General features: G+C 66.9%; 22 protein-coding genes. 13 read left to right on the forward strand and 9 right to left on the reverse strand.

The window, feature by feature from the left end:
- Positions 1-73 precede the first annotated feature (73 nt).
- Positions 74-1186 carry an ABC transporter ATP-binding protein gene (locus M0R88_RS06345; RefSeq protein WP_248656108.1) on the forward strand — a complete coding sequence of 371 codons (1113 nt, stop codon included), beginning with the start codon at positions 74-76 and terminating at the stop codon, positions 1184-1186.
- A 59-nt stretch (positions 1187-1245) separates the two neighbouring features.
- On the forward strand, positions 1246-3318 hold the full coding sequence (locus M0R88_RS06350; RefSeq protein WP_248656109.1) for a S9 family peptidase: 2073 nt from the start codon (positions 1246-1248) through the stop codon (positions 3316-3318).
- Positions 3319-3605: 287 nt separating this feature from the next.
- On the opposite strand, the gene M0R88_RS06355 is transcribed toward M0R88_RS06350, so the two are convergent.
- Positions 3606-3824, reverse strand: a complete 219-nt coding sequence (locus M0R88_RS06355) for a DUF7569 family protein (protein ID WP_248656110.1) — start codon at positions 3822-3824, stop codon at positions 3606-3608.
- 96 nt (positions 3825-3920) lie between these two features.
- Here M0R88_RS06355 and M0R88_RS06360 point away from each other — a divergent pair, with 96 nt between their 5' ends.
- The 3 genes from M0R88_RS06360 (at position 3921) to M0R88_RS06370 (ending at position 5438) form a co-directional block, all read left to right on the forward strand.
- Positions 3921-4808, forward strand: coding sequence for a universal stress protein (locus M0R88_RS06360; RefSeq protein ID WP_248656111.1), 888 nt, complete (start codon positions 3921-3923; stop codon positions 4806-4808).
- 42 nt (positions 4809-4850) lie between these two features.
- Positions 4851-5060: a hypothetical protein gene (locus M0R88_RS06365; protein WP_248656112.1), complete on the forward strand. Its 210-nt coding sequence runs from the start codon at positions 4851-4853 to the stop codon at positions 5058-5060.
- 99 nt (positions 5061-5159) lie between these two features.
- Positions 5160-5438 carry a PIN domain-containing protein gene (locus M0R88_RS06370; protein WP_248656763.1) on the forward strand — a complete coding sequence of 93 codons (279 nt, stop codon included), beginning with the start codon at positions 5160-5162 and terminating at the stop codon, positions 5436-5438.
- A gap of 5 nt (positions 5439-5443) precedes the next feature.
- Here the strand turns inward: M0R88_RS06370 and upp are convergent, their stop codons facing one another.
- The 3 genes from upp to M0R88_RS06385 all read right to left on the reverse strand — a co-directional run bounded on the left by upp (position 5444) and on the right by M0R88_RS06385 (position 6960).
- On the reverse strand, positions 5444-6121 hold the full coding sequence (gene upp, locus M0R88_RS06375) for a uracil phosphoribosyltransferase (RefSeq protein ID WP_248656113.1): 678 nt from the start codon (positions 6119-6121) through the stop codon (positions 5444-5446).
- Between the two features lie 30 nt (positions 6122-6151).
- On the reverse strand, positions 6152-6694 hold the full coding sequence (locus M0R88_RS06380) for a hypothetical protein (protein WP_248656114.1): 543 nt from the start codon (positions 6692-6694) through the stop codon (positions 6152-6154).
- Positions 6695-6780: 86 nt separating this feature from the next.
- Entirely contained in the window at positions 6781-6960 is a 180-nt protein-coding gene (locus M0R88_RS06385) for a DUF8107 family protein (RefSeq protein WP_248656115.1), read from the reverse strand.
- A gap of 215 nt (positions 6961-7175) precedes the next feature.
- Here M0R88_RS06385 and M0R88_RS06390 point away from each other — a divergent pair, with 215 nt between their 5' ends.
- The 5 genes from M0R88_RS06390 to M0R88_RS06410 all read left to right on the forward strand — a co-directional run bounded on the left by M0R88_RS06390 (position 7176) and on the right by M0R88_RS06410 (position 11440).
- Positions 7176-7508, forward strand: a complete 333-nt coding sequence (locus tag M0R88_RS06390; RefSeq protein ID WP_248656116.1) for a hypothetical protein — start codon at positions 7176-7178, stop codon at positions 7506-7508.
- A gap of 31 nt (positions 7509-7539) precedes the next feature.
- The gene (locus M0R88_RS06395) at positions 7540-7947 is read left to right on the forward strand and encodes an SRPBCC family protein (RefSeq protein ID WP_248656117.1); all 408 of its coding nucleotides are present in this window, start codon (positions 7540-7542) and stop codon (positions 7945-7947) included.
- A gap of 156 nt (positions 7948-8103) precedes the next feature.
- On the forward strand, positions 8104-8403 hold the full coding sequence (locus tag M0R88_RS06400; protein WP_248656118.1) for a DUF7990 family protein: 300 nt from the start codon (positions 8104-8106) through the stop codon (positions 8401-8403).
- A complete protein-coding gene (locus M0R88_RS06405) occupies positions 8403-9374 on the forward strand; it encodes an ArsA family ATPase (protein ID WP_248656119.1) in 972 nt (323 codons plus the stop codon). Before M0R88_RS06400 ends, M0R88_RS06405 begins: the two co-directional genes overlap by 1 nt.
- Before the next feature lie 221 nt (positions 9375-9595).
- Positions 9596-11440 (forward strand): carbon starvation CstA family protein, encoded by a 1845-nt coding sequence (locus M0R88_RS06410; RefSeq protein WP_248656120.1) that lies wholly within the window; start codon positions 9596-9598, stop codon positions 11438-11440.
- Here M0R88_RS06410 and M0R88_RS06415 read toward each other — a convergent pair.
- On the reverse strand, positions 11437-12084 hold the full coding sequence (locus M0R88_RS06415) for a DUF8052 family protein (protein ID WP_248656121.1): 648 nt from the start codon (positions 12082-12084) through the stop codon (positions 11437-11439). The genes M0R88_RS06410 and M0R88_RS06415 overlap by 4 nt on opposite strands.
- Positions 12081-12455, reverse strand: coding sequence for a cupin domain-containing protein (locus tag M0R88_RS06420; protein ID WP_248656122.1), 375 nt, complete (start codon positions 12453-12455; stop codon positions 12081-12083). Before M0R88_RS06420 ends, M0R88_RS06415 begins: the two co-directional genes overlap by 4 nt.
- A gap of 118 nt (positions 12456-12573) precedes the next feature.
- Here M0R88_RS06420 and M0R88_RS06425 point away from each other — a divergent pair, with 118 nt between their 5' ends.
- Positions 12574-12801, forward strand: a complete 228-nt coding sequence (locus M0R88_RS06425) for a DUF8007 family protein (RefSeq protein WP_248656123.1) — start codon at positions 12574-12576, stop codon at positions 12799-12801.
- 18 nt (positions 12802-12819) lie between these two features.
- Here the strand turns inward: M0R88_RS06425 and M0R88_RS06430 are convergent, their stop codons facing one another.
- The gene (locus M0R88_RS06430) at positions 12820-14193 is read right to left on the reverse strand and encodes a hypothetical protein (protein ID WP_248656124.1); all 1374 of its coding nucleotides are present in this window, start codon (positions 14191-14193) and stop codon (positions 12820-12822) included.
- Positions 14180-15103 carry a DUF7537 family lipoprotein gene (locus M0R88_RS06435; RefSeq protein ID WP_248656125.1) on the reverse strand — a complete coding sequence of 308 codons (924 nt, stop codon included), beginning with the start codon at positions 15101-15103 and terminating at the stop codon, positions 14180-14182. Before M0R88_RS06435 ends, M0R88_RS06430 begins: the two co-directional genes overlap by 14 nt.
- 313 nt (positions 15104-15416) lie before the next feature.
- On the opposite strand from M0R88_RS06435, the gene M0R88_RS06440 reads away from it, so the two are divergent.
- Together M0R88_RS06440 and M0R88_RS06445 are read left to right on the forward strand one after the other, a co-directional pair.
- Complete coding sequence (locus tag M0R88_RS06440; RefSeq protein ID WP_248656126.1) at positions 15417-16103, forward strand: DUF5828 family protein; 687 nt, start codon at positions 15417-15419, stop codon at positions 16101-16103.
- Positions 16104-16210: 107 nt separating this feature from the next.
- The gene (locus tag M0R88_RS06445) at positions 16211-17398 is read left to right on the forward strand and encodes an inorganic phosphate transporter (protein WP_248656127.1); all 1188 of its coding nucleotides are present in this window, start codon (positions 16211-16213) and stop codon (positions 17396-17398) included.
- A gap of 176 nt (positions 17399-17574) precedes the next feature.
- On the opposite strand, the gene M0R88_RS06450 is transcribed toward M0R88_RS06445, so the two are convergent.
- Positions 17575-18966: a hemolysin family protein gene (locus M0R88_RS06450; RefSeq protein ID WP_438267220.1), complete on the reverse strand. Its 1392-nt coding sequence runs from the start codon at positions 18964-18966 to the stop codon at positions 17575-17577.
- Positions 18967-19078 lie beyond the last annotated feature (112 nt).

Genomic DNA, 19078 nt, shown 5'->3' on the forward strand with positions numbered 1-19078 from the left:
ACTTCAATAGAATTTGACTTCCGTTCTCGGCCGACCCCGAGGCGTTTTATATTGTGACACAGTACCATGCGGTATGGGAGTGGACGGGGAGCTAATACGATTAGCGGACGTGCGCAAGGAGTTCGGGGACGTGACGGCCGTGGACGGCATCGACTTCAGTATCGAGCGCGGCGAGTTCTTCTCGCTGGTCGGGCCGTCCGGGTGCGGGAAGACGACCACGCTCCGGATGATAAGCGGGTTCGAGACGCCCACCGACGGGCAGGTCGTCATCGACGGTCGAGACATGCAGGGCGTGCCGCCGGACGCCCGCGACACCAATCTCGTCTTCCAGCACCTCTCGCTGTTCCCGCACATGAGCGTCGCGGAGAACGTCGGCTACGGACTGAAGAAGTCCGGCGTCGGGAAGACCGAGCGCGAAGACAGGGCCTCGGAGTACCTCGAACTCGTGGACCTCGGCGGCTACGAGGACCGGAATCCGGGCGACCTCTCGGGCGGCCAGCAACAGCGCGTCGCGCTCGCCCGCGCCCTCGTCAACGAACCCAGCGTCCTGCTGCTGGACGAACCGCTGTCGAGTCTCGACCGGAAGCTACGCAAGCAGATGCAGGTCGAGTTGCGCAGGATTCACGAGAAGACGCAGGGCGCGTTCTTCTACGTGACCCACGACCAGGAGGTCGCCATGACGCTCAGCGACCGCCTCGCAGTCATGAACGAGGGGAAAATCGAGCAGGTCGGCCCGCCCGAGGAGATCTATCGGAACCCCGCGAGTCCGTTCGTCGCGGACTTCATCGGCGACACGAATCTGCTGGACGGCGAGGCCCACGACGAGGAGGGCCGGACCGTCGTGAAGGTCGGCGGCCGGGACGGCATCGAGTTCGTCCCGGACGAGTCGGTCGGCGAGGGACCGGTCAGCGTCTCGATTCGTCCCGAGGACATCTCGCTGGCCGACGCGGGCGGGCCGAGCGCGAAGTCCGACGGGGGCCGCTCGGCGGGCGAGACCTTCGAGGGCGAAATCGTCGAGCGGTACTTCCAAGGCGACCAGACCAACTACGTCGTGGACGTCGGCGAGGGCGTCGAACTATCGGTGGTGATGCAGGGCCGGAGTACCCCGGTCGAACGCGGCGAGCGCGCCTCGTTCTGGTTCGCCGACGACGCGCCCGTGGTGTTCGACTCGGCCGGGAGTTCGTGACAGATATAGTATAGTTACGAATCGAAACACTATTGCCGGTCGGTTCGTAGTCGAACCGTATGGAGACGGTTCGTGCGAGCGATTATCACGACATCGTGCAGGTCGAGGAGCCGCGCGTCTCGCCGGACGGCGAGCGGGTCGCCTTCGTCCGGAAGATTCCGAAGTCCGACGACGAGTACGCGGCGACGGTCCACGTCGTCCCGGTCGGCGGCGACGAACCGCGCCAGTTCACGGTGTCGGAGGGCGTCGATAGCCAACCGCGGTGGAGTCCGAGCGGCGACCGACTCGCGTTCGTCAGCACGCGGGGCGCGGACGACGACCGGCCGCAACTCTGGGTCATGCCGACCGGCGGCGGCGAGGCCCGGCAGGTGACCGACGTGGTCGGCGGCGTCGCCGAAATCGCGTGGTCGCCCGACGGCCGTCGAATCGCGTTCACCCAGCAGGTCACCGAAGACGACCGCGAGGAGGGCCGCGACACGGGTCTCGACGGCGAGGAGTTCGAACCCGAGGACCCCGACCCGCGAGTCATCGATCGGAAGGTCTACCGGGCGGGTCAGCGGTACTTCGACGGGAAGCGCTCGCACGTCTACGTCGTGGACCTCGAAAGCGGCGACGACGAAATCCGGCGTCTCACCGACCGCGACTACGACTATCTGAACCCGGAGTGGGCCGACGCGACGACCCTGCTCTACGGCGCGCGCCGGACCGGCGACCCCGACGACAACATCGTCATCGACGTGGTGGAGTACGACCTCGACGCCGACGAGGAGACCGAGACCGTCACACGGACGACCGGGTGGACGCCGATGCTGGCAGCGACGAGCGACGGCCGAGTCGCCTACGCCGCCACGCCCGAGGAGAACGCGACGCTCCGCCAGACCGAAATCGAAGTGCTGGACCGGGAGACCGGCGAGGTGACGACGCCGACCGAGTCGCTCGACCGGACGCTCTCGATGTCGATGTCGCCCCAGTGGGGACCGAACGAGGAGCGGATTTACTTCGCCACGCCCGACGAGGGCGAGTACGCCGTCTGGCGCGCGCCCGGCGACGCCGGTTCGGACCCCGAGCGCGTCGTCGGCGACGGCGAGGTCGAGGCCGCCACGGTCGGCGCGGACAAGATAGCGTTCGTCCGGTCGGAGTGGGACCACCCCGGCGACGTGTTCGTCTCGACGCTCGGCGGTGCCGAGTCGCGGCGACTCACCCGCGTCAACAGCGACTACCTCGACGACCGCGCCGTCTGCCAGCCCGAGGAAGTCCGGTTCGAGAACGAGTCGGGCGACGAGATTCAGGGCTGGGTTCTGACGCCCCCCAACTTCGAGCAGGGCGAGGAGTACCCCCTCGCGGTCGAAATCCACGGCGGCCCCCACGCGATGTGGTCCACCAGCGGGACGATGTGGCACGAGTTCCAACTGCTGGCGGCGCGGGGCTACGTCGTCTTCTGGTCGAACCCGCGCGGTTCGACGGGGTACGGCGAGGAGTTCATGGCGGCGCTGGAGGGCGGCAAGTGGGGCGAAGTCGCCTACGAGGACGTGATGGCCGGCGTCGAGGAGGTGGCGAGTCGGGAGTACGTGGACGACGACGACGTGTACGTCACCGGCGGGAGCTACGGCGGCTACATGACGACGTGGATAGTCGGGCAGACCGACCGCTTCGCGGGCGCGGTCAGCCAGCGCGGCGTCTACGAACTCAACAGCTTCTACGGCTCGACGGACGCCTTCAAGCTCATCGAGTGGGACTTCGACGCGAACCCGTGGGACGACTACGAGTTCCTCTGGGAGCGGTCGCCGACCGCGGTCGCCGACGAGGTGGACACTCCGACGCTGCTCATCCACAGCGACGACGACTACCGCGTCCCGGTGAACAACGCCGAGATGCTGTATCTCATGTACAAGAAAAACGACGTGGAAACTCGACTGGTTCGCTACCCGCGCGAGGGCCACGAACTCTCCCGGAGCGGCGAACCCGCCCACGTCGTGGACCGACTCGAACGCCTCGTGCGCTGGTTCGACGGCTACTCGGACCACCACGACGCGCCGAAGGCGCTCGACCGCGGCGACGAGGGTCTCTCGGCGGCCGAGGACGAGGAAAACGAGGAAGCCGACGACGCCGACGACGGTGAAGACGGCGAGTAGGCTCACATCCCTCCATTGGCAACTTTTCGCACAGGAAGGGTCGCTTCGGAAGCGGTCGCTACGGCGAAAATCCCGCCGCCGTCGTGCGGTCGTTCACCCGAAACGGAGGGGTTCGACGGCGGTGACTAACGACCGACACGAACGCCTCCGGAGACCTACGTTCGGGAACGGGGGTGCTTTTCGTCAGGAGAAATATCCGTAATAACTTCTCGTCACCACGCGATTCTCCAGTCGAGACAGAGGGGTTCGGCGAGGGGATTTGCGGTCGGCCGACCGTCGCCGGAGCGTCAGTCCACGATGATGTCGGTGTCGCCGTCGTCGATGACCGGGCGCTCCTCGGGTTGCATCTCGGTCTCGTAGCGGTCTATCCAGTCGGCGAAGCACTCGGGACAGAGCCGCTGGCCGTCTATCTGCGAGCGGTCCACGGTGAGTCGGACGGTGCGCGCCAGCGCGTCCGAGACGGGGTCCCGGCAGTCGTCGCAGGGGTCGGACTCGTCGTCTGTCATGGCTCGTGGTGTGTCGGCACGGGTTATGAATTTTGGCGATGCGCAGAGACCGACCTGACGCGAACGCTTTTGCTCGCCGACGTCGTGTCTCCGTCGATGAGCGACGACGACTACTGCATCGCCGTCGCGGTGGGCAACCCCGACAACGCCGAGCAGTTGGTCCGGACCGCGCGGGACATCGCCAGCGAACGCGGCGGCGAGGTGTTCGTCGTCGGCGTCGTCGTCACGCCCAGAGAGTCGCCGTTCGCGCTGTTCACAGACGAGGTCATCGCCCGCGAGTTCGGCGGCGAGCGACGGGCCGTCCTCGACCGGGCGGTGTCGGTCGCCGCCGAGAGCGACGTGCCGGTGAACGGCAAACTGTTCGTCGCGTCGTCGGTCGCTCGCGGCGTCCTCCACGGCGTCCGCGAGCGCGACTGCGACGCCCTCCTGCTCGGGTGGGAACAGCGCACCCGGCAGGACGCAGTACTCGGGAGCAACGTGGACCGGGTCGTGCGCCGGGCCGACTGCGACGTGCTGGTCGAGAAAATCGGCGCGGTCGCAGGCGAGGTCGAAGCCGTGCTCCTGCCGGTCGCCGAGAGCCGACACGCCGACTTCGCGGCGTCGGTCGCGCGGGCGATTGCGGTGAAGAACGACGCCACCGTGACGCTCCTCCGCGTCGTCGGGTCGGAACGCGAGGAATCTGCGGCCCGCGAGTTGCTCGCGGCGCAAGCCGACTCGGTGTCCGGCGTCGATTCGGCGTCCGGCGACGGTTCGCCATCCGACGTCGAGGTCGAGAACGTCGTCCGGGAGGGCGACGTTGCGGACGTCATCGTCGCGGCGTCCGAGCGCCACGACGTGACGGTCCTCGGGGCGACGAGGAGCGGCGCGATTCGGCGGCGGGTCGTCGGTTCGACGCCCCAAGAAGTCGGACGGCGCGCGGACGGCACGATTATTCTGGCCAAACGCGGCGACGGGTCGCTGGCGTCGCGGGTGTTCCGGTTGTAGGCCGGGAAAATCATTTTATCGAGTAGAAGCTATTGGGCACGGATGGGAAACACCGTACGAACGTTTTCGTCTCTCGGGACTAGTGAACCCTCTGACGAAGAACAAGAAGGGCTCGGAGACTCACTCGCCAATATCGACACTGAGCCGAAACTTGAGTATTTGCTGATAGGAATGTTCGAGGAAGTCAACGTCGATTCAGTCGAGTCAGTCCGGGAACTGCGCGAGGATACACGAGCAAAAGATTATTCCTAGACACCAACATCTTCGTAGCTTCGATTACCAAAAGAGCCAAGTCGAGTAGAGACGGCTAAAGAGCTTCTGAACTCCGATTACGAATTTTATACGTCGTTACTGAACCTACTCGAACTACGAACCGTCTTGGCGAAGAAAAAGAGAATAGAACAGGAGCAGGTGGAGGAAGTGATAAATCGAATCTCGGAGGAGGTCGAGGTGTTCGTCCACGAAACATCTGATGTACTTGCGACGAACCGACTACAGAAGGAGACCCTTCTCTATCCGATGGATTGTCTACTTCTCGCCGCGGCGGAGGACGCAGATGCCGAACTGGTGACTTTCGACTCCGGAGTTGTCGATGCAGGCGCAACGCCCCCGTCCGAACTTCTCGACTAACCTGATTACTGCGTCCGGAACGCTCGGTCCCCGGCGTCGCCGAGCCCGGGCACGATGAAGCCCTCGTCGTTGAGTTCGTCGTCGATGGCAACCGTCAGGAGGTCGGCCTCGTCGAACTCGTCGTCCACGCGGAGCAGGCCCTCGGGCGCGCTGACCGCCGAGAGGACGAAGAGGTCCTCGGGATTCGGCTGTTCGTGCAGGACTTCCTCGAGGACGGCACACATCGTCGAGCCGGTAGCGAGCATCGGGTCGGCGACGATGACGGTGTCCTTCTCCTGAATCTCGGGGAGTTTCACGTAGTCGATGGTGATGGGGAAGGTGCCGTCCTCGCCGCGGCCCGCCTCCTCGTCGCGGCCCGCGCTGATGACGCCTTGCTTGGCGCGGGGGAACGCCTTGAGGAGACCTTCCACGAAGGGCGTGGCGGCCCGGAGGACGTTGATGATGACCACGTCGTCGAGTCCCTTGACGCGCTGGCCGGTCGTCTCGGTCAGGGGCGTCTCGATGGAGACGTACTCGGTCTCCATCGCGCCGTCGATTATCTCGTAGCCGCAGATGCGGCCGAGTTTGACGAGTCCCTTCCGGAAGCCGACCTGCTCGGTCTCCACGTCCCGGAGTTTCGAGAGCGTGTCCTGTGCCAGCGCGTGGGTGACGAGCTTGGCGTCCCCGCGGTCTTCGATGGTCATGTCTTGTCCGTATGCGGGAGACGCGGGGCTTTAGCTCTTAATATGGGCGGCGAGTCCGCGTCCGAGTCCCACGGGCCAGCGTGCCAGTTTCGCGCCGAGGACGCCCCCGAACAGGAGCCAGTGGGGCGCGTCCGCGAGGACGTGCCCGAGGAAGTCCTCGGTCGGGTCCACCTTGTCCCAGTGGACCGCGTAGTGGTCGGCGAACTCCTTGACGTGGACACCTTTGCCGTCGGGGAGCGGTCGTCGGTAGTCGGCGCGCTGGCCGCGCGGGTCGCCGGTGTGGAGGACGAATCCGGCGCTCGCGGGCGACGGGAGCGCGTCCTTGGCGACGTGTAGATCGACGTGGTGGCGCTCCCGGAGGACGCGGGCGACCACGGCGTCCCACGGCGAGCGAGTCGTCTCGCAGTTGCGACACCGCGCTCGGGTCACGTCGGTCTCGGCGTCGCAGGTCGGGCAGGGTTCGGTCCAGTCCCACGAGACGCGGCGTTCGCAGGCGTCGCATCCGCGTCGGAGGTGCGCGAGCGAGGCGTCGCAGTGGGGGCAGTTCGCGGTGCTGTCCGGCGATTTCACCATCGGTTGGCCCTTTCGAGCAGGCGTTATAAACCTTCGTCAGACGCGCCCGGCGGCGTGGAGCGGGCGGTACGAGCGGCCCTCGCGGACTACTCCACGACGACGTACGTCAGGACCACCAGTCCGGCCGTCGTGAGCGCGACCCGCCGCCACGAGAACGGCGTGACGCCGACGAACGACAGGGCCGACACGAGAACCCAGGAGAACGCCGCCGAGAGGACGAGGTTCATGGCGAACAGCACTCGCGGGTCGCCCGTCGAGTTGGCCATCGGCAGAGGGTCTCTCGCACGCGAACTTATCACTTTCTCAGGACGGCCGCCGAGCGACCGGGCGGTGTGTCGTCGGGAAGCGAACGACGACGACGGGTCAGCACGGCAAGTGACGATGACTGACTAGCACGCCGAAGGTCGGTGGACGGGTCAACACGGCGAAGGTCGATGAGGGGCCAGCAGAGCGAAGGGCGACGAACGCGTAGACGAGCGGTATGCGCCCCGAGAACAGACGGGGGACCCCGGTCGATCCGGTTCCGTTTCTGGTCGTCGCGGCGCTGGGATTCCTGGGCTGCTACAGCTACGGCCCGGCCTACCTCCTCACCGTCGGCGTCGAGTTACCGGCGGCGCTCGCCCTCTCGACCGTCGCCTTCCTCGCCGCGACCGCCGTCGCCTACCACCGGTTCGTCTGGCTCGCCAGACCCGACCTGCGGGGCGAGGTGCCGCCCGACCTCCGCCTCCGTCGCCTCTTCCTCGGCGGATTGGCGGTCTTCGGGATTTGTGCGCTTCTGGCGCTTCCCTTAGTAGAGCCGTTAATCCGACCGTAACGCTTTCCTCCCGCCGTGCGTAGGGCCGACGATGCGCGAAGTGGAAGTGTCGGCGTTCGTGCCCGCGTCGCCCGCCGCCGTCCAGCGCGCGCTCACGCCCGAGGCCGTGGTCGAGTACGAGGGGAGTTTCGAGGTGGTAGGCGCCGAGGAGTCCGACGACGGGACGACGGTGACGGCCGAGGCGACCGGGTTGACGATGCGACTCGACTTCGAGGAGCGGCCGGACGGCCTGCGCTACAGCCAGCGCGGCGACGAGGGCCCGTTCGACGGGATGGAGACGACGTTCTCGGTCGAGGCGGAGAACGAGGGAAGTCGCGTGACGGCCCGTTCGAGGGTGAGCCTCGGTCTCCCGCTGGCGTCGGTCTCCGACCGCGTCGCGGCGTGGAAGCGCCGGGGGGAACTCCGGCGCGCGCTGGACGCGCTGGCCGACGACGTGTGAGCGAGCGACGGCCGACGGTCGAGGCGCGTGAGCGACCGACCCCGCGAGCGCCGAACGGTCGCGGTCGGGGCCACAGGCGCGCTGGCGGCCGAAGACCGCCGCTCGGACGCCGGACGGCGGCAAGCTTTTATCGACGGAACGACTGTTTGGCAAACGATGACACTTGCCGACCGAATCGGAGCCTTCCGCGAGGTGGTCGAGGAGTGGCTCCACGGCTTCTACCACGGGATGGTCGAACACCCCGCCTTCGAACTCATCGAGAAGGAGGCCGAGGACACCGACGACGCGTTCATGTTCGGGTGCTTCGCCGACGCCTTCGGCATCCCGAGTCCGGTGTCGTACTACACCGTCGAACTCCTCCCCTATCTCGCCGACGACTTCGAGGCGTGGGAGCGACGGATGTGGGACCGCGGGTCGCTGCTCGAACGCAAGGGCGAACAGTACCACGTCCACTGATGGAGAAGTTCGTCTTCTACGGCGGCAAGGGCGGCGTCGGCAAGACGACCGTCTCGTCCGCCTACGCGCTGACGTGTGCGCGAGCGGGCCTCCGGACGCTGCTCGTCTCGACGGACCCGGCACACAGCACCTCCGACGTGTTCGACCAGTCGTTCGACGACGACCCCCGACGGGTCGAGGGCGACGAGAACCTCTGGGTGATGGAGATAGACCCCGAGGAGGAGGTAGACGACCACATGCAGGAGATACGTCGACGGATGAGCGACCAGGTGAGCGCGGGCATCGTGAACGAGATCGACCGCCAGATAGAACTCGCTCATCGGACGCCCGGCGCACACGAGGCCGCGCTGTTCGACCGGTTCATCGAGGTGATGCGCGACAGCGACGAGTACGACCGCGTCGTGTTCGACACGTCGCCGACCGGCGGGACCCTCCGCCTGCTGTCGCTTCCCGAGTTTCTGGGCGACTGGATAGACCGCCTCGTCCAGAAACGGACCAAGAGCATCGACCTGTTCGAGAAGGCCGCCATCGGCGAGCGCGAGGCCCGGCGGAAGTTGGAGAGCGACCCCATCGTCCAGCACCTCAAACGCCGCAAGGAGAAGTTCGAGTTCGCGCGCGAGACCCTCCGGAACGACGCGGCGTTCTTCCTCGTGATGAACCCCGACGAACTGTCGATTCGGGAGACCGACCGGGCGGTCGAGAGCCTGCGGGAGTACGGCCTCGAAGTCGACGGTCTGGTCGTCAACGGGGTGACGCCGGACCCCGACGAGGACGACCGGGGACGGGGCGGCCGGTACCTCCGCGAGCGCGTCGCCACCGAGCGCGAGCGCATCGACCACATCCGCGAGGCGTTCGACCAACCGGTCGTCGCGGTCATCGAGAGCCGCGTCGAGGAGGTGAAAGGCGACCTGCTGGCCGACGTGGCCGCCGAACTCGACGTGGAGGTCGAGCGCGAACCGCCGCGGGCGTGAGTCGGTCCGGTCCGACCCGGTCCGGACGCTCGCCGACGGTCGCCGGCGTCGCCACTCCCCGGTCGTCGTTCTCCGGCCGCCTCTCCCCGGTTGCGGTCCTCTCGCGGCCGCCGAACGGTCGGCACGACTGAACGAACGTGATTTTTTAATCCGTTTCGGATAGAAAGGAAGATAATCTTTAATACATTCTTTTTCGTTATATTGTCGTGAGGTGACTTCACATGGTACAGGTGATGTGGATGGCGGTCGCGGCACTGGTAACGTTCACGGCGGGATATCTCGGCTACTCGAAGTACTTGGCCCGGTTCGTCGAGTTGGACGAGGAGCGTGAGACTCCGGCGCACAAGTACGACGACGGGCAGGAGTACGTCCCGTCGAAGAAACCGGTGCTGTTGGGGCATCACTATTCGAGCATCGCGGGCGGCGCACCCATCGCGGGTCCGATCACCGCGGCGGCGGCGTTCGGTTGGTTGCCGGCGGTAATCTGGGTCGCCGTCGGGAATCCGCTGTTCGGCGCGGTCCACGACTTCATGTCGCTGTCGTCGAGCGTCCGTCACGACGGCAAGTCGATCGGGTACATCATCGGCCAGTACGTGGGCGAGAGCGGCAAGAACATGCTGCTGTGGTTCGCGTACCTGACCATCATCCTCGTGATAGCGGCGTTCGCGTACCTCATCGGGTTGGTGTTCGACGCGTTCCCGTGGACGGCGACCGCGTCGATAGTCTACATCGCGCTGGCGGTCGTGTTCGGGGTGTACCTCTACCAACTCGACCTGCCGTTCCTGCCGGGCGCGGTAGCGTTCGTCGCGATGGTGTTCGGCGGCGTGTGGGTCGGACTGGAGTACCCCATCGCGCTGTTCGCGCGGTCGAACCTCCCCGCGGACACCATCGTCCTGTTCGGTCAGGGCGGGGGATGGCTCCCGCTCGCGGAGGCGGCCAACCCGAACATGGCCGGCTGGGTGCTCGTGACCGTGCTGTACGCGTTCGGCGCGAGCGTCCTGCCGGTGTGGGTGCTGCTCCAGCCGCGCGACTTCCTCACGTCGAGCCTGCTGTACACCGGGGTCGGCGGGATGATTCTCGCGGCCATCGTCGGCACGCTCGTCGGCTTCAGCGGGACCACCGTCAACGTGCCCTCCGCGGGCATCGAGGGCGTTCAGGTCACGTCGCTGACCACCCAGATTCCGGCGTACACCGGGTTCGTCCACTCCGAACTCGGACCGCTGTTCCCGTTCCTCTTCGTGACCATCGCGTGCGGGACCATCAGCGGCTTCCACTCGCTGGTCTCCTCGGGGACCACCGCCAAGCAACTGAACAGGGAGACCGACGCCCGGCTCATCGGGTACGGCGGGATGCTCGGCGAAGGGCTGCTCGCCGTCACGGCCATCATCGCCGTCTCCATCATCGCGGGCGGCACCGACTCGCTGAGTTCCGCGCTGGTGACGTTCCCGGCGGGCGGCGGCGCGCTCCTGTCGGTGTTCGGCCTCGGCATCACCGCCGCGGCCACGTTCATCGGGCTGGTGTTCGTCAGCTTCCTGCTGACCAGCACCGACACCGCGATGCGACTCGGCCGGTACATGATGGAGGAAATCGTCGGCACGCCCGAAAGCTCGACGCAGGAGACCGTCACGAACCGCTACGTCAACGCGGGCGTGCTCTCGCTGGCCGGCTACCTGCTGGTGGCCAGCGGGACGTGGTCGAACATCTGGCCGCTGTTCGGCGGGGCGAACCAGTCGCTGGCGGCGCTGGCGCTCCTCGTGGCGACCATCTGGCTCGCCAACTGGGACGACAGCAAACAGCTCGTGAGCACCGGCGTGCCGCTGGTGTTCATGCTCGGCGTGACGGTCATCGCGCTGCTGTGGATCGGACTCTACCGCAACCCGACGACCGTCATGGCGGGTGACGCCGGCGGCACCTTCGCGACGATTTCGCTCGTGCTCCAGAGCGTCATCGCGCTGGTGCTGGTCGGACTCATCGTCCAACTCGTGCGCCTCGGCATCGGAAACATCCGTCAGGCGCGACAGGGCCTCGACCGCGAGGCCGTCACGGGAGGACCGTCCGACGACTAGCCGAACAGACGGTCGAGGAGTCCCTTCGACTCGTCGACTTCGTCGAGCGATTCCCAGAGCCTGAACGCCGCCGCCACCTCCGCTTCCTCGCTTTCGACCGCTTCCTCCTCGTCGGGCGCGACCACGACGAGATTCACCTCGTAATCGCCGTAGTAACCGAACTTCAGGAGCGTCCGGTCCCGGAATCCGGAGACGAACGACCGGACGTCGTCCGGAAGCTCGGGCGCGACCACGACGAAGGTGAAGTCGGTGCCGAAGTGCCGTTCGTCGGCGTCGATCCACTCGTCGGCGAGGTCGTGACCGAGACCGACCAGCGATTCGAGGTCGGCCCGAGAGACGTCGTCCGCCCGGCGGACGAAGAGGTGTTCGCGCTTCTCGTGGTTGCCGTAGTTGAGCGCCGCGTGGAACAGTTGCTTCTGGGACTCGATGCGCATCTCGCCGTACATCTCGAACGTCCTGCCGCGGACGTCGAACTTCCGTTCGAGGTCGAAGCTGAACATCAGGCGGTCGCTCACCCGGTCGAGGTACTCGTCGTCCCACTCGGGCACGTCGTCGGGAACGGCCGCCTCGGGGACGGTCTCGCCCCCGACGGTTACCTCCGCTCCGTTCTCCGAATCGGTCGGGTCCGAGGCACCGTCGCTCATGCGTCGGGGTCGTAGGCGTGCACGTCGTCCACGGACGGTGCGCCGAGGACGAGCGTCCGGACCGTCTCGTCGGCGTCCTCGGGGACGAACGCGCGCTGGGGGCTGTCGGGTTCCACGACGAAGAGGTGGCCCTCCGGGACGACCCGCTCGCCGTCGGGCGTCTCGACGCGGAGTTCGCCCGACTCGACGTAGAAGACCTCCTCTTGGTCGTCGTGGTAGTGGTAGGCCAGCGGAATCTGCTCGCCCGGTTCGACCTCGTAGAGGTTGAGCGCGACGTTCTCCAGCCCCGCGACGTCGCCGACCGCGCGCTGGACGCAGGGGCGGTCCGGCGTCGGTTCGACCGACTCCGGGTCGATGACGTGGTATCCCATGTGTGACCACAGACCACAGTGCGTTAAATAGCCTCGGACGGGCGAGCGCCCCGGTCGGCGGGACCGCCCGCCGAAATCTTAAGATTCCGGACGCCCAACCTCCGTGCAAGACAGTCCCATGGACGACCAACGAACCGAGGCGTGCGGGCGGTGTTCGATGACCAGCGTCGTCTCGATGACGGAGGGCGACGCGCCGGACGAGCGACCGGGCCGCGACCCCTTCGACGGCGACCGAATCGAGGTCTCGGAGTCGGAGCTGCGACTCGCCAACCGCCACGTTCTGTGGCTCGGCCGACTCAAGCGACGGCTGGACGAGGTGGCGACCCGGCTGACGTACGGTCGCTGAACCCCGGCCGAACCGGACTCAGCGCTCGGCCACCCCGACCGACAGGTTCCCATCCTCGACGGTCAGGTCCGTCCCGCGGACGAAGCCCTCGGGGCCGGCGAGCACGACCGTCCACGCGCCGCCGGGCGACCGAACGTCCATCGTCGCGCCGTCGACCGTCCAAGTCCCGTTCGTCGCCGGTGCGCGAGCGTCGAGCGACGCCGCGAACGCCGAGGCGAACTCGCTGGCGTTCTCGGAGTCGTCCCACCGGAGTACCCAGGCGTAGCTGGCGTTGCCGGACGCGCGCCGGAACGTGTAGAGCGTGTCGTTGCCCCAGCCGGCGGCCCCGCACGCGGCCCGCGACTCGTTCAGTCCGGTCCGGAGCGCGACGCGGACGAACGCCTCGCCCAGCGTGTCGGTCCCCGCCCGCCGCCAGGCCGACCCGGTCAGATTCACCGAGACGGGCATCGGTCGGGCGGGTTCGGCGCCCGGCGGGTAGCCGTGGAGCACCTGCTCGCTCGTCCGGGGCGGCCGGTCGTAGACCGCCGCCAGTCGGGCGGGCGAGTCGATTCGCCCCGCGACGTAGCGGTGGCCGGCGATGTACCGGAGGTTGGCGTACCGCTGGCGGCTGCCCGGCGCGAGCTGTCGGGCGTACTCGGTGTAGAACTCGGAGTTGAGCCGGTCGCCGGGGACGTACCGCCGGAGGTAGGCGTCGGTCGCGTACACCGCCGCGCCCTCCAGTACGCTCCGAATCACGAACCGGTCGTCGGTGGTTCCCCCCGAGAGCGTCCGGCGGAGCTGGGCGCTCCGCCGGTTCTTGAACTGGATGTAGTGGACGTACTCGTGGGCCAGCACCCACTCGATGGACGAGGCGGTGTAGTTGGCCGACGGGTACAGCCGGATGCCGCCGAACAGGGTGGTGGCGCCGTTGGGAATCCGGCGGCGCTCGGACCGGTCGAGCGTCGGTTCGGACTCGACCCCGGCGAGCCGCCAGAACCGGTAGAGCCCTGGCGACCGGTCGGCGTCGTCGGTCGCGGTGTCGTTGTCGGTCGTCGCGTTGCCGAACCGGTCCTCGACCACGTAGACGTACTCCGGTCGGGTGACGTTCGTGCCGAGGACGCGCTGGACGCGGGCGAAGATTCGGGTCTGGTTCACCGGGAGCGGCGCACCCCGAGCCTCGATGGTCCGGTTGTCGCCGCCGGCCGTCGCGTTCGCGGCGGTCGTCGCGGACGGAGCCGACGTGGTCGGCCGTTCGCCGGCGGTGGCGGGCGGCGCAGTGGTCGCCCGGTCGGCGACTGACCGCCGGTCCTCGGTGACGCTCGTCGGGGCGGTACAGCCGGCGACGACGAGCAACGCGGCCGCGAGCAGCGCCGCGGGGGTCGGAGCGGACGCGGCCATGTCAGGCGGTTGCACCGGTGGTCGTCGACTGATCGTCGGCGCCGGTCGTGGTCGTCTCGTTCGACCGGTCGCCGAGCGAGACCGCGGTCTCGGCGGCCGGCGGGAGCCGAATCGACACGTCGTCGCCGTAGCCCGAGAACCGGAGGGTCGCCTCCTGGTGGAGGTCCATCTGGCGGCCGCGCACGGAGACCGTGGAGTTGATCGTGGTGTTGGACCGGACCGGGAGGTAGGTGTCGGTCGAGAGCCAGTAGGTGACCGAGACGTTCCGGACCTCGCCGACCCGTCGGTTCGTCACGTTGGCCGAGAGGTTGGCGTACCGCTCGGGGTCGGGGGTGGCCCGCAGGACGTAGGTCTGGGTGCCGTTGACCGTCTTCCGGCCGACGAACTCGACGTCGGAGATGTTCAGGAGTTCGCGCTGGCGGGTGAGCGTGTCGAGCGCCGACCACCGCTGGGAGAAGTTGTCCGAGAAGTTGCGGCTGATCCACTTCGAGGAGAACGCCCGAGTGAACTGCGGGCTGCGCTGGTAGAGCGTCCGGTTCACCACGTAAGTCGAGACGCTGCTCGACTGCCCGGCCACGCGGGCGGTCCGGTTGATCCGGAGTTCGCGCTCGGCGCGGTCCACCGTGCCGGTCGAGTCGGTGACCGTCCGGCGCTCGACGTTGTTCGACGAGACGAGAGTGGCGATGTGGGCGTCGATGCGGTACGTCTCGACGTCGGCCATCGCGGCGACAGCGGACAACTTGACCGCCGTGGCGTTCACCGACTGGGCGGTAGCGGGGTCGTCGGTCGTGGTCGCGTCGGCCTCGGTGTGGGTCGTGGTGGTGGCGGTCGAGGTGGCGGGGTCGGTCCCGCCGCCGGAGCAACCCGCCAGCACGACGAGCGCGGCAAAGAGGACGGCGATGAGCGTGCGCTGTGGGTTCGACATTCGGGAAAGTTACCGACGACTGACAGCATAAAGCCTCCGGCTGGCCGACAAGTCCGGCGACGGGGCGCCCGAAACCCCGGTTTCCGTCCGGTCAGGAGGCGGGGTCGGTCAGAAGAGCAGGACTGTCAGTACAGTTCGATCGTCGAACGGGTGTGTCCAGTCGGGACGGGCGAAGCGGTCGGGACCGCCCGACCCGGTCGCATTCGGTTCGCAGCGGCCGACCGGCAGCGCCTCCGACGCCGCCAATCGGTAACGTGTGACGAAGCCAAGGATAAAAGATAAACCTACCCGCGCCATACGGTCACCGACTATAATGGAAGAGAGCGTTTCGGGCTTCAAGCTCCGCGGCACGTGGGGCGACATCGTCGAACACGGCGAGCGAATCACCGAAGCCCTCCGCGAAGCCGGGGTCTCCGGCGACGCCTACGACGAGTGGGAGGAGTGGCGGCCCAAACACCACGAGCGACTCGGCGAGGACGTCTCGGAGAAGACCGCAGAGCAGGCCTCGGTCGGCGAGGGCGAGGGCGAAAAGAAGGGGAAAGCGCCCGACGACGACTTGAAGACCGCGGGCGAGAAGATAAGCGAATCCTACGAGAAGTTGGAGGACGAGGACACCGACGAGGCCGTGAGCAAGTGGCAGGACTCGGTGAGCTACGTCGCGCGCGCCGCCGACTCCGCGAGTCGGAAGGCGCTCCGCAAGGTCGAGGACACGGTCTACCAGAAGGTGATGACCCGGCTCGCGCCCTACTACTTCGACAACGACCTCATCAGCGCCAACGTCCAGCAGGTCGGCCGCGGCGGCGAAGAGGAGACGTTCGTCTTCGAGGTCAACATCAACGACGACGACCTCAAGGAGGAGGTCAGCGAGAAGCTGGCGGACTACGAGGACGAGGTGAACCGCTGGCACGTCGCCACCGAGAAGCGCACCGACACCGCCGAGGCCGCCGAGGGCGTCGAAGCGCCCGAGGAACCCGAGGAGTCCCACTCGAAGACGACGTAGCGCGGCGGGTCTCTCGGAGGTCGAGTCGAGCGCGAGCGGAGAAAGAAATCGAACGACTCGAAGCCCAAGCCGGTACACTATTTTATCGTCGGCGAAAGATTCCCGGTATGGTCGGAACCGGCGTCGTGACGTTGGTAATCGCAGCTATCGCCAGTCTGTTCATGGCGTGGGCCATCGGCGCGGGGTCGTCTGGCTCGACTCCCTTCGCCCCAGCGGTGGGCGCGAACGCCATCTCCGTGATGCGGGCCGGGTTCTTCGTCGGCTTGCTCGGCTTCTTCGGAGCCGTGTTGCAGGGCGCGAACGTCTCGGAAGCGGTCGGTACGGAGCTAATCGGCGGCGTCCAGTTGACCGCCATCGCGGCGACGACCGGACTGCTCGTCGCGGCCGTGCTGGTCGCCATCGGCGTGTTCACGGGCTACCCCATCGCCACGGCGTTCACGGTCACCGGAGCCATCGTCGGCGTCGGACTGGCGATGGGCGGCGACCCGGCGTGGGCGAAGTACCGCCAGATTTCGGCGCTCTGGATTCTCACTCCGTTCGTCGGGAGTTCCATCGCGTACATCACCGCGAGGCTCCTGCGCTCGGAGCGCACCGCCGAGGAGGTCGTCATCCCGTTTCTCGCCGGGTTCGTCGGCCTCATCATCGCCAACGTAAAGTTCGTCGTCTTCGGCCCGCCGGACGTGAGTCAGTCGGTCGCCGAAACCGCTGGCGACGCGCTTTCGCTACCGCCGGTCGCGGGCGTCGAGACCGGCCGCATCGTCGTCTCGCTCGCTATCGCGGGCGTCCTCGCCGGACTGCTCGCGTGGGACGTGCGTCGGAATCTGGAGGCCGGACAGCGTCACTTCCTGCTGGCGCTCGGGAGCCTCGTCGCCTTCTCGGCGGGCGGGTCGCAGGTCGGTCTCGCCATCGGCCCGCTGGTGCCCCTGCTCGACCCCTTCGAGATTCCGCTCCTCCCCGTGCTGGTCGGCGGCGGCCTCGGCCTGCTCGCGGGGTCGTGGACCGGCGCGCCCCGGATGATAAAGGCGCTCGCGCAGGACTACTCGACGCTCGGCCCGCGCCGGTCCATCGCCGCGCTCATCCCCTCGTTCGCCATCGCGCAGGTCGCCGTGTTCTTCGGGATTCCGGTCTCGTTCAACGAGATTATCGTCAGCGCCATCGTGGGAAGCGGCTACGCCGCGGGAGACGGCGGCGTGAGCAAGGAGAAGATGGGCTACACGGTGCTGGCGTGGCTGGCGTCGCTCGTCATCGCCACCGGGGTCGGGTACGGCGTCTTCGCGCTCATCGAGACGCTGTAGTCGGGGACCGGTTGCTCGAAAGCGACGGACCCCTCGCTGGAAGTCACTTCCGACGACGAAAACCGAACGAAATCGCGTGCTACGACGGCGGTTACTGCTATCTACGAGTTGCAATCGTGTGAGCGAACCGCTCATCCTCACGGACGTGCCGACGGAAAACTCGCGGAAACCACGCCTCAACTCTCGGTCTCGACGCTGTCCTCGAACTCGGCTCCCTCGTCCGGTTCGGCCTCTGCGCGCTCCTGATCGTCCAACTTCGTCACGCGGGCCTTCATGATGCGGGTGTTCTCGACCTGTTCGACGCGGAGGCGCACGCCGTCGTAGGTGATGTCCTCGCCCTCCTCGACCAGTCGGCCCGCGCGGTTGAAGATGAACCCGGCGATGGTCTCGAACTCCTCGCCCTCGGGGAGGTCTATCTCCAGCGCCTCGTTGACCTCGTCGATGTTGAGTTCGCCACGGACGATGATGGTCTCGTCGTCCACGTACTCGATGGGTTCCTCTTCCTCGCCTTCGAGGATGTCGCCGACGATCTCCTCGACCATGTCCTCCATCGTGACCAGCCCCTCGGTGGTCCCGAACTCGTCGATGACGATGACCATCTGCATCCGGTTCTCGCGCATCTCGGTCAGGAGTTCGTCCACGTTCTTGCTCTCGGGGACGTGGAGGGTCGGCTGAATCACGTCTTCGAGTTCGAGTTCGTCGTGTTCGCCGTAGGTCTGTTCCCGGACCAAATCCCGGATGTGGATGACGCCGATGACGTTGTCGAGGCTTCCCTCGTAGACGGGGACGCGCTCGTGGCCGCTCTGGACCAGCGTCTCGATGGCCTCCTCGACGCTCGCAGTCTTCGGGACGGCGGTCATGTCGAGGCGCGGGGTCATCACTTCCTTGGCGATGGTGTTGTTGAACCGGAAGATGCGCTGGAGCATCTCGCGCTCGTCCTCCTCGATGACGCCCTCGCGCTCGCCGGTCTCTATCATGTTCTGAATCTCGTCGCGGGTCACGTAGGAGGTCTCGATGGCCGAGCGCCCGCCCGTAACCTTATTGACGAGGCGGGTGAGGTAGTCGAACGTGACGACCAGCGGGAGGAGGACGTACTCCGACAGTTTCAGCGGGCGGGCGATGCGGAGCGCCCACGACTCGGTGTTCTCCACCGCGTAGCTCTTGGGCGCGGACTCGCCGAACAGCAGAACGAGGGAGGTAATTCCGAAGGTGGAGATGAGGACTGCCACCCCGGCGCTCTCGACGTGGATACCGACGAGAGCCGTCGCTATCGACGACATGGCGATGTTGACGATGTTGTTTCCGACCAGAATCGTCACCAACAGGCGGTGCGGGTCGGATTTGAGTTCGTTGACCGTCTCCGCGCCCGGCACCTTGTCCTCGACCAGCGCGTCCACGCGGTGGTTCGCCAGCGAGAACATGGCGATCTCCGAGGACGAGAAGAATCCGGAGAGAGCGATGAGAAGGACGATGACTATCGCACCACCCCACGTAACCATCGCTGTCGAGACCTGAACGCCCAATACTTCCGCTATCGGGGTCGGCCCCGCAGACGCGACCGTAGACATCGGGAATGGCACCATTCGACAATCCAACTTGCAAGTGGACGGGATTAACTCTTTATTCTTTTCCCGGGACGTGACGCGAGACTGCCGCGAGCGAAGACCTTACGGCGTTTTC

The organism is Halorussus gelatinilyticus (assembly GCF_023238445.1).
GTDB classification, from domain to species: domain Archaea; phylum Halobacteriota; class Halobacteria; order Halobacteriales; family Haladaptataceae; genus Halorussus; species Halorussus gelatinilyticus.

What these genes read in the sequence shown, in the direction of transcription:
- M0R88_RS06345 (WP_248656108.1), top strand. Translation starts at nt 74, where the DNA reads ATGGGAGTGGACGGGGAGCTAATACGATTAGCGGACGTGCGCAAGGAG.
- M0R88_RS06350 (WP_248656109.1), top strand. Translation starts at nt 1,246, where the DNA reads ATGGAGACGGTTCGTGCGAGCGATTATCACGACATCGTGCAGGTCGAG.
- M0R88_RS06355 (WP_248656110.1), bottom strand. Translation starts at nt 3,824, where the DNA reads ATGACAGACGACGAGTCCGACCCCTGCGACGACTGCCGGGACCCCGTC.
- M0R88_RS06360 (WP_248656111.1), top strand. Translation starts at nt 3,921, where the DNA reads ATGAGCGACGACGACTACTGCATCGCCGTCGCGGTGGGCAACCCCGAC.
- M0R88_RS06365 (WP_248656112.1), top strand. Translation starts at nt 4,851, where the DNA reads ATGGGAAACACCGTACGAACGTTTTCGTCTCTCGGGACTAGTGAACCC.
- upp (WP_248656113.1), bottom strand. Translation starts at nt 6,121, where the DNA reads ATGACCATCGAAGACCGCGGGGACGCCAAGCTCGTCACCCACGCGCTG.
- M0R88_RS06380 (WP_248656114.1), bottom strand. Translation starts at nt 6,694, where the DNA reads ATGGTGAAATCGCCGGACAGCACCGCGAACTGCCCCCACTGCGACGCC.
- M0R88_RS06385 (WP_248656115.1), bottom strand. Translation starts at nt 6,960, where the DNA reads ATGGCCAACTCGACGGGCGACCCGCGAGTGCTGTTCGCCATGAACCTC.
- M0R88_RS06390 (WP_248656116.1), top strand. Translation starts at nt 7,176, where the DNA reads ATGCGCCCCGAGAACAGACGGGGGACCCCGGTCGATCCGGTTCCGTTT.
- M0R88_RS06395 (WP_248656117.1), top strand. Translation starts at nt 7,540, where the DNA reads ATGCGCGAAGTGGAAGTGTCGGCGTTCGTGCCCGCGTCGCCCGCCGCC.
- M0R88_RS06400 (WP_248656118.1), top strand. Translation starts at nt 8,104, where the DNA reads ATGACACTTGCCGACCGAATCGGAGCCTTCCGCGAGGTGGTCGAGGAG.
- M0R88_RS06405 (WP_248656119.1), top strand. Translation starts at nt 8,403, where the DNA reads ATGGAGAAGTTCGTCTTCTACGGCGGCAAGGGCGGCGTCGGCAAGACG.
- M0R88_RS06410 (WP_248656120.1), top strand. Translation starts at nt 9,596, where the DNA reads ATGGTACAGGTGATGTGGATGGCGGTCGCGGCACTGGTAACGTTCACG.
- M0R88_RS06415 (WP_248656121.1), bottom strand. Translation starts at nt 12,084, where the DNA reads ATGAGCGACGGTGCCTCGGACCCGACCGATTCGGAGAACGGAGCGGAG.
- M0R88_RS06420 (WP_248656122.1), bottom strand. Translation starts at nt 12,455, where the DNA reads ATGGGATACCACGTCATCGACCCGGAGTCGGTCGAACCGACGCCGGAC.
- M0R88_RS06425 (WP_248656123.1), top strand. Translation starts at nt 12,574, where the DNA reads ATGGACGACCAACGAACCGAGGCGTGCGGGCGGTGTTCGATGACCAGC.
- M0R88_RS06435 (WP_248656125.1), bottom strand. Translation starts at nt 15,103, where the DNA reads ATGTCGAACCCACAGCGCACGCTCATCGCCGTCCTCTTTGCCGCGCTC.
- M0R88_RS06440 (WP_248656126.1), top strand. Translation starts at nt 15,417, where the DNA reads ATGGAAGAGAGCGTTTCGGGCTTCAAGCTCCGCGGCACGTGGGGCGAC.
- M0R88_RS06445 (WP_248656127.1), top strand. Translation starts at nt 16,211, where the DNA reads ATGGTCGGAACCGGCGTCGTGACGTTGGTAATCGCAGCTATCGCCAGT.
- M0R88_RS06450 (WP_438267220.1), bottom strand. Translation starts at nt 18,966, where the DNA reads ATGTCTACGGTCGCGTCTGCGGGGCCGACCCCGATAGCGGAAGTATTG.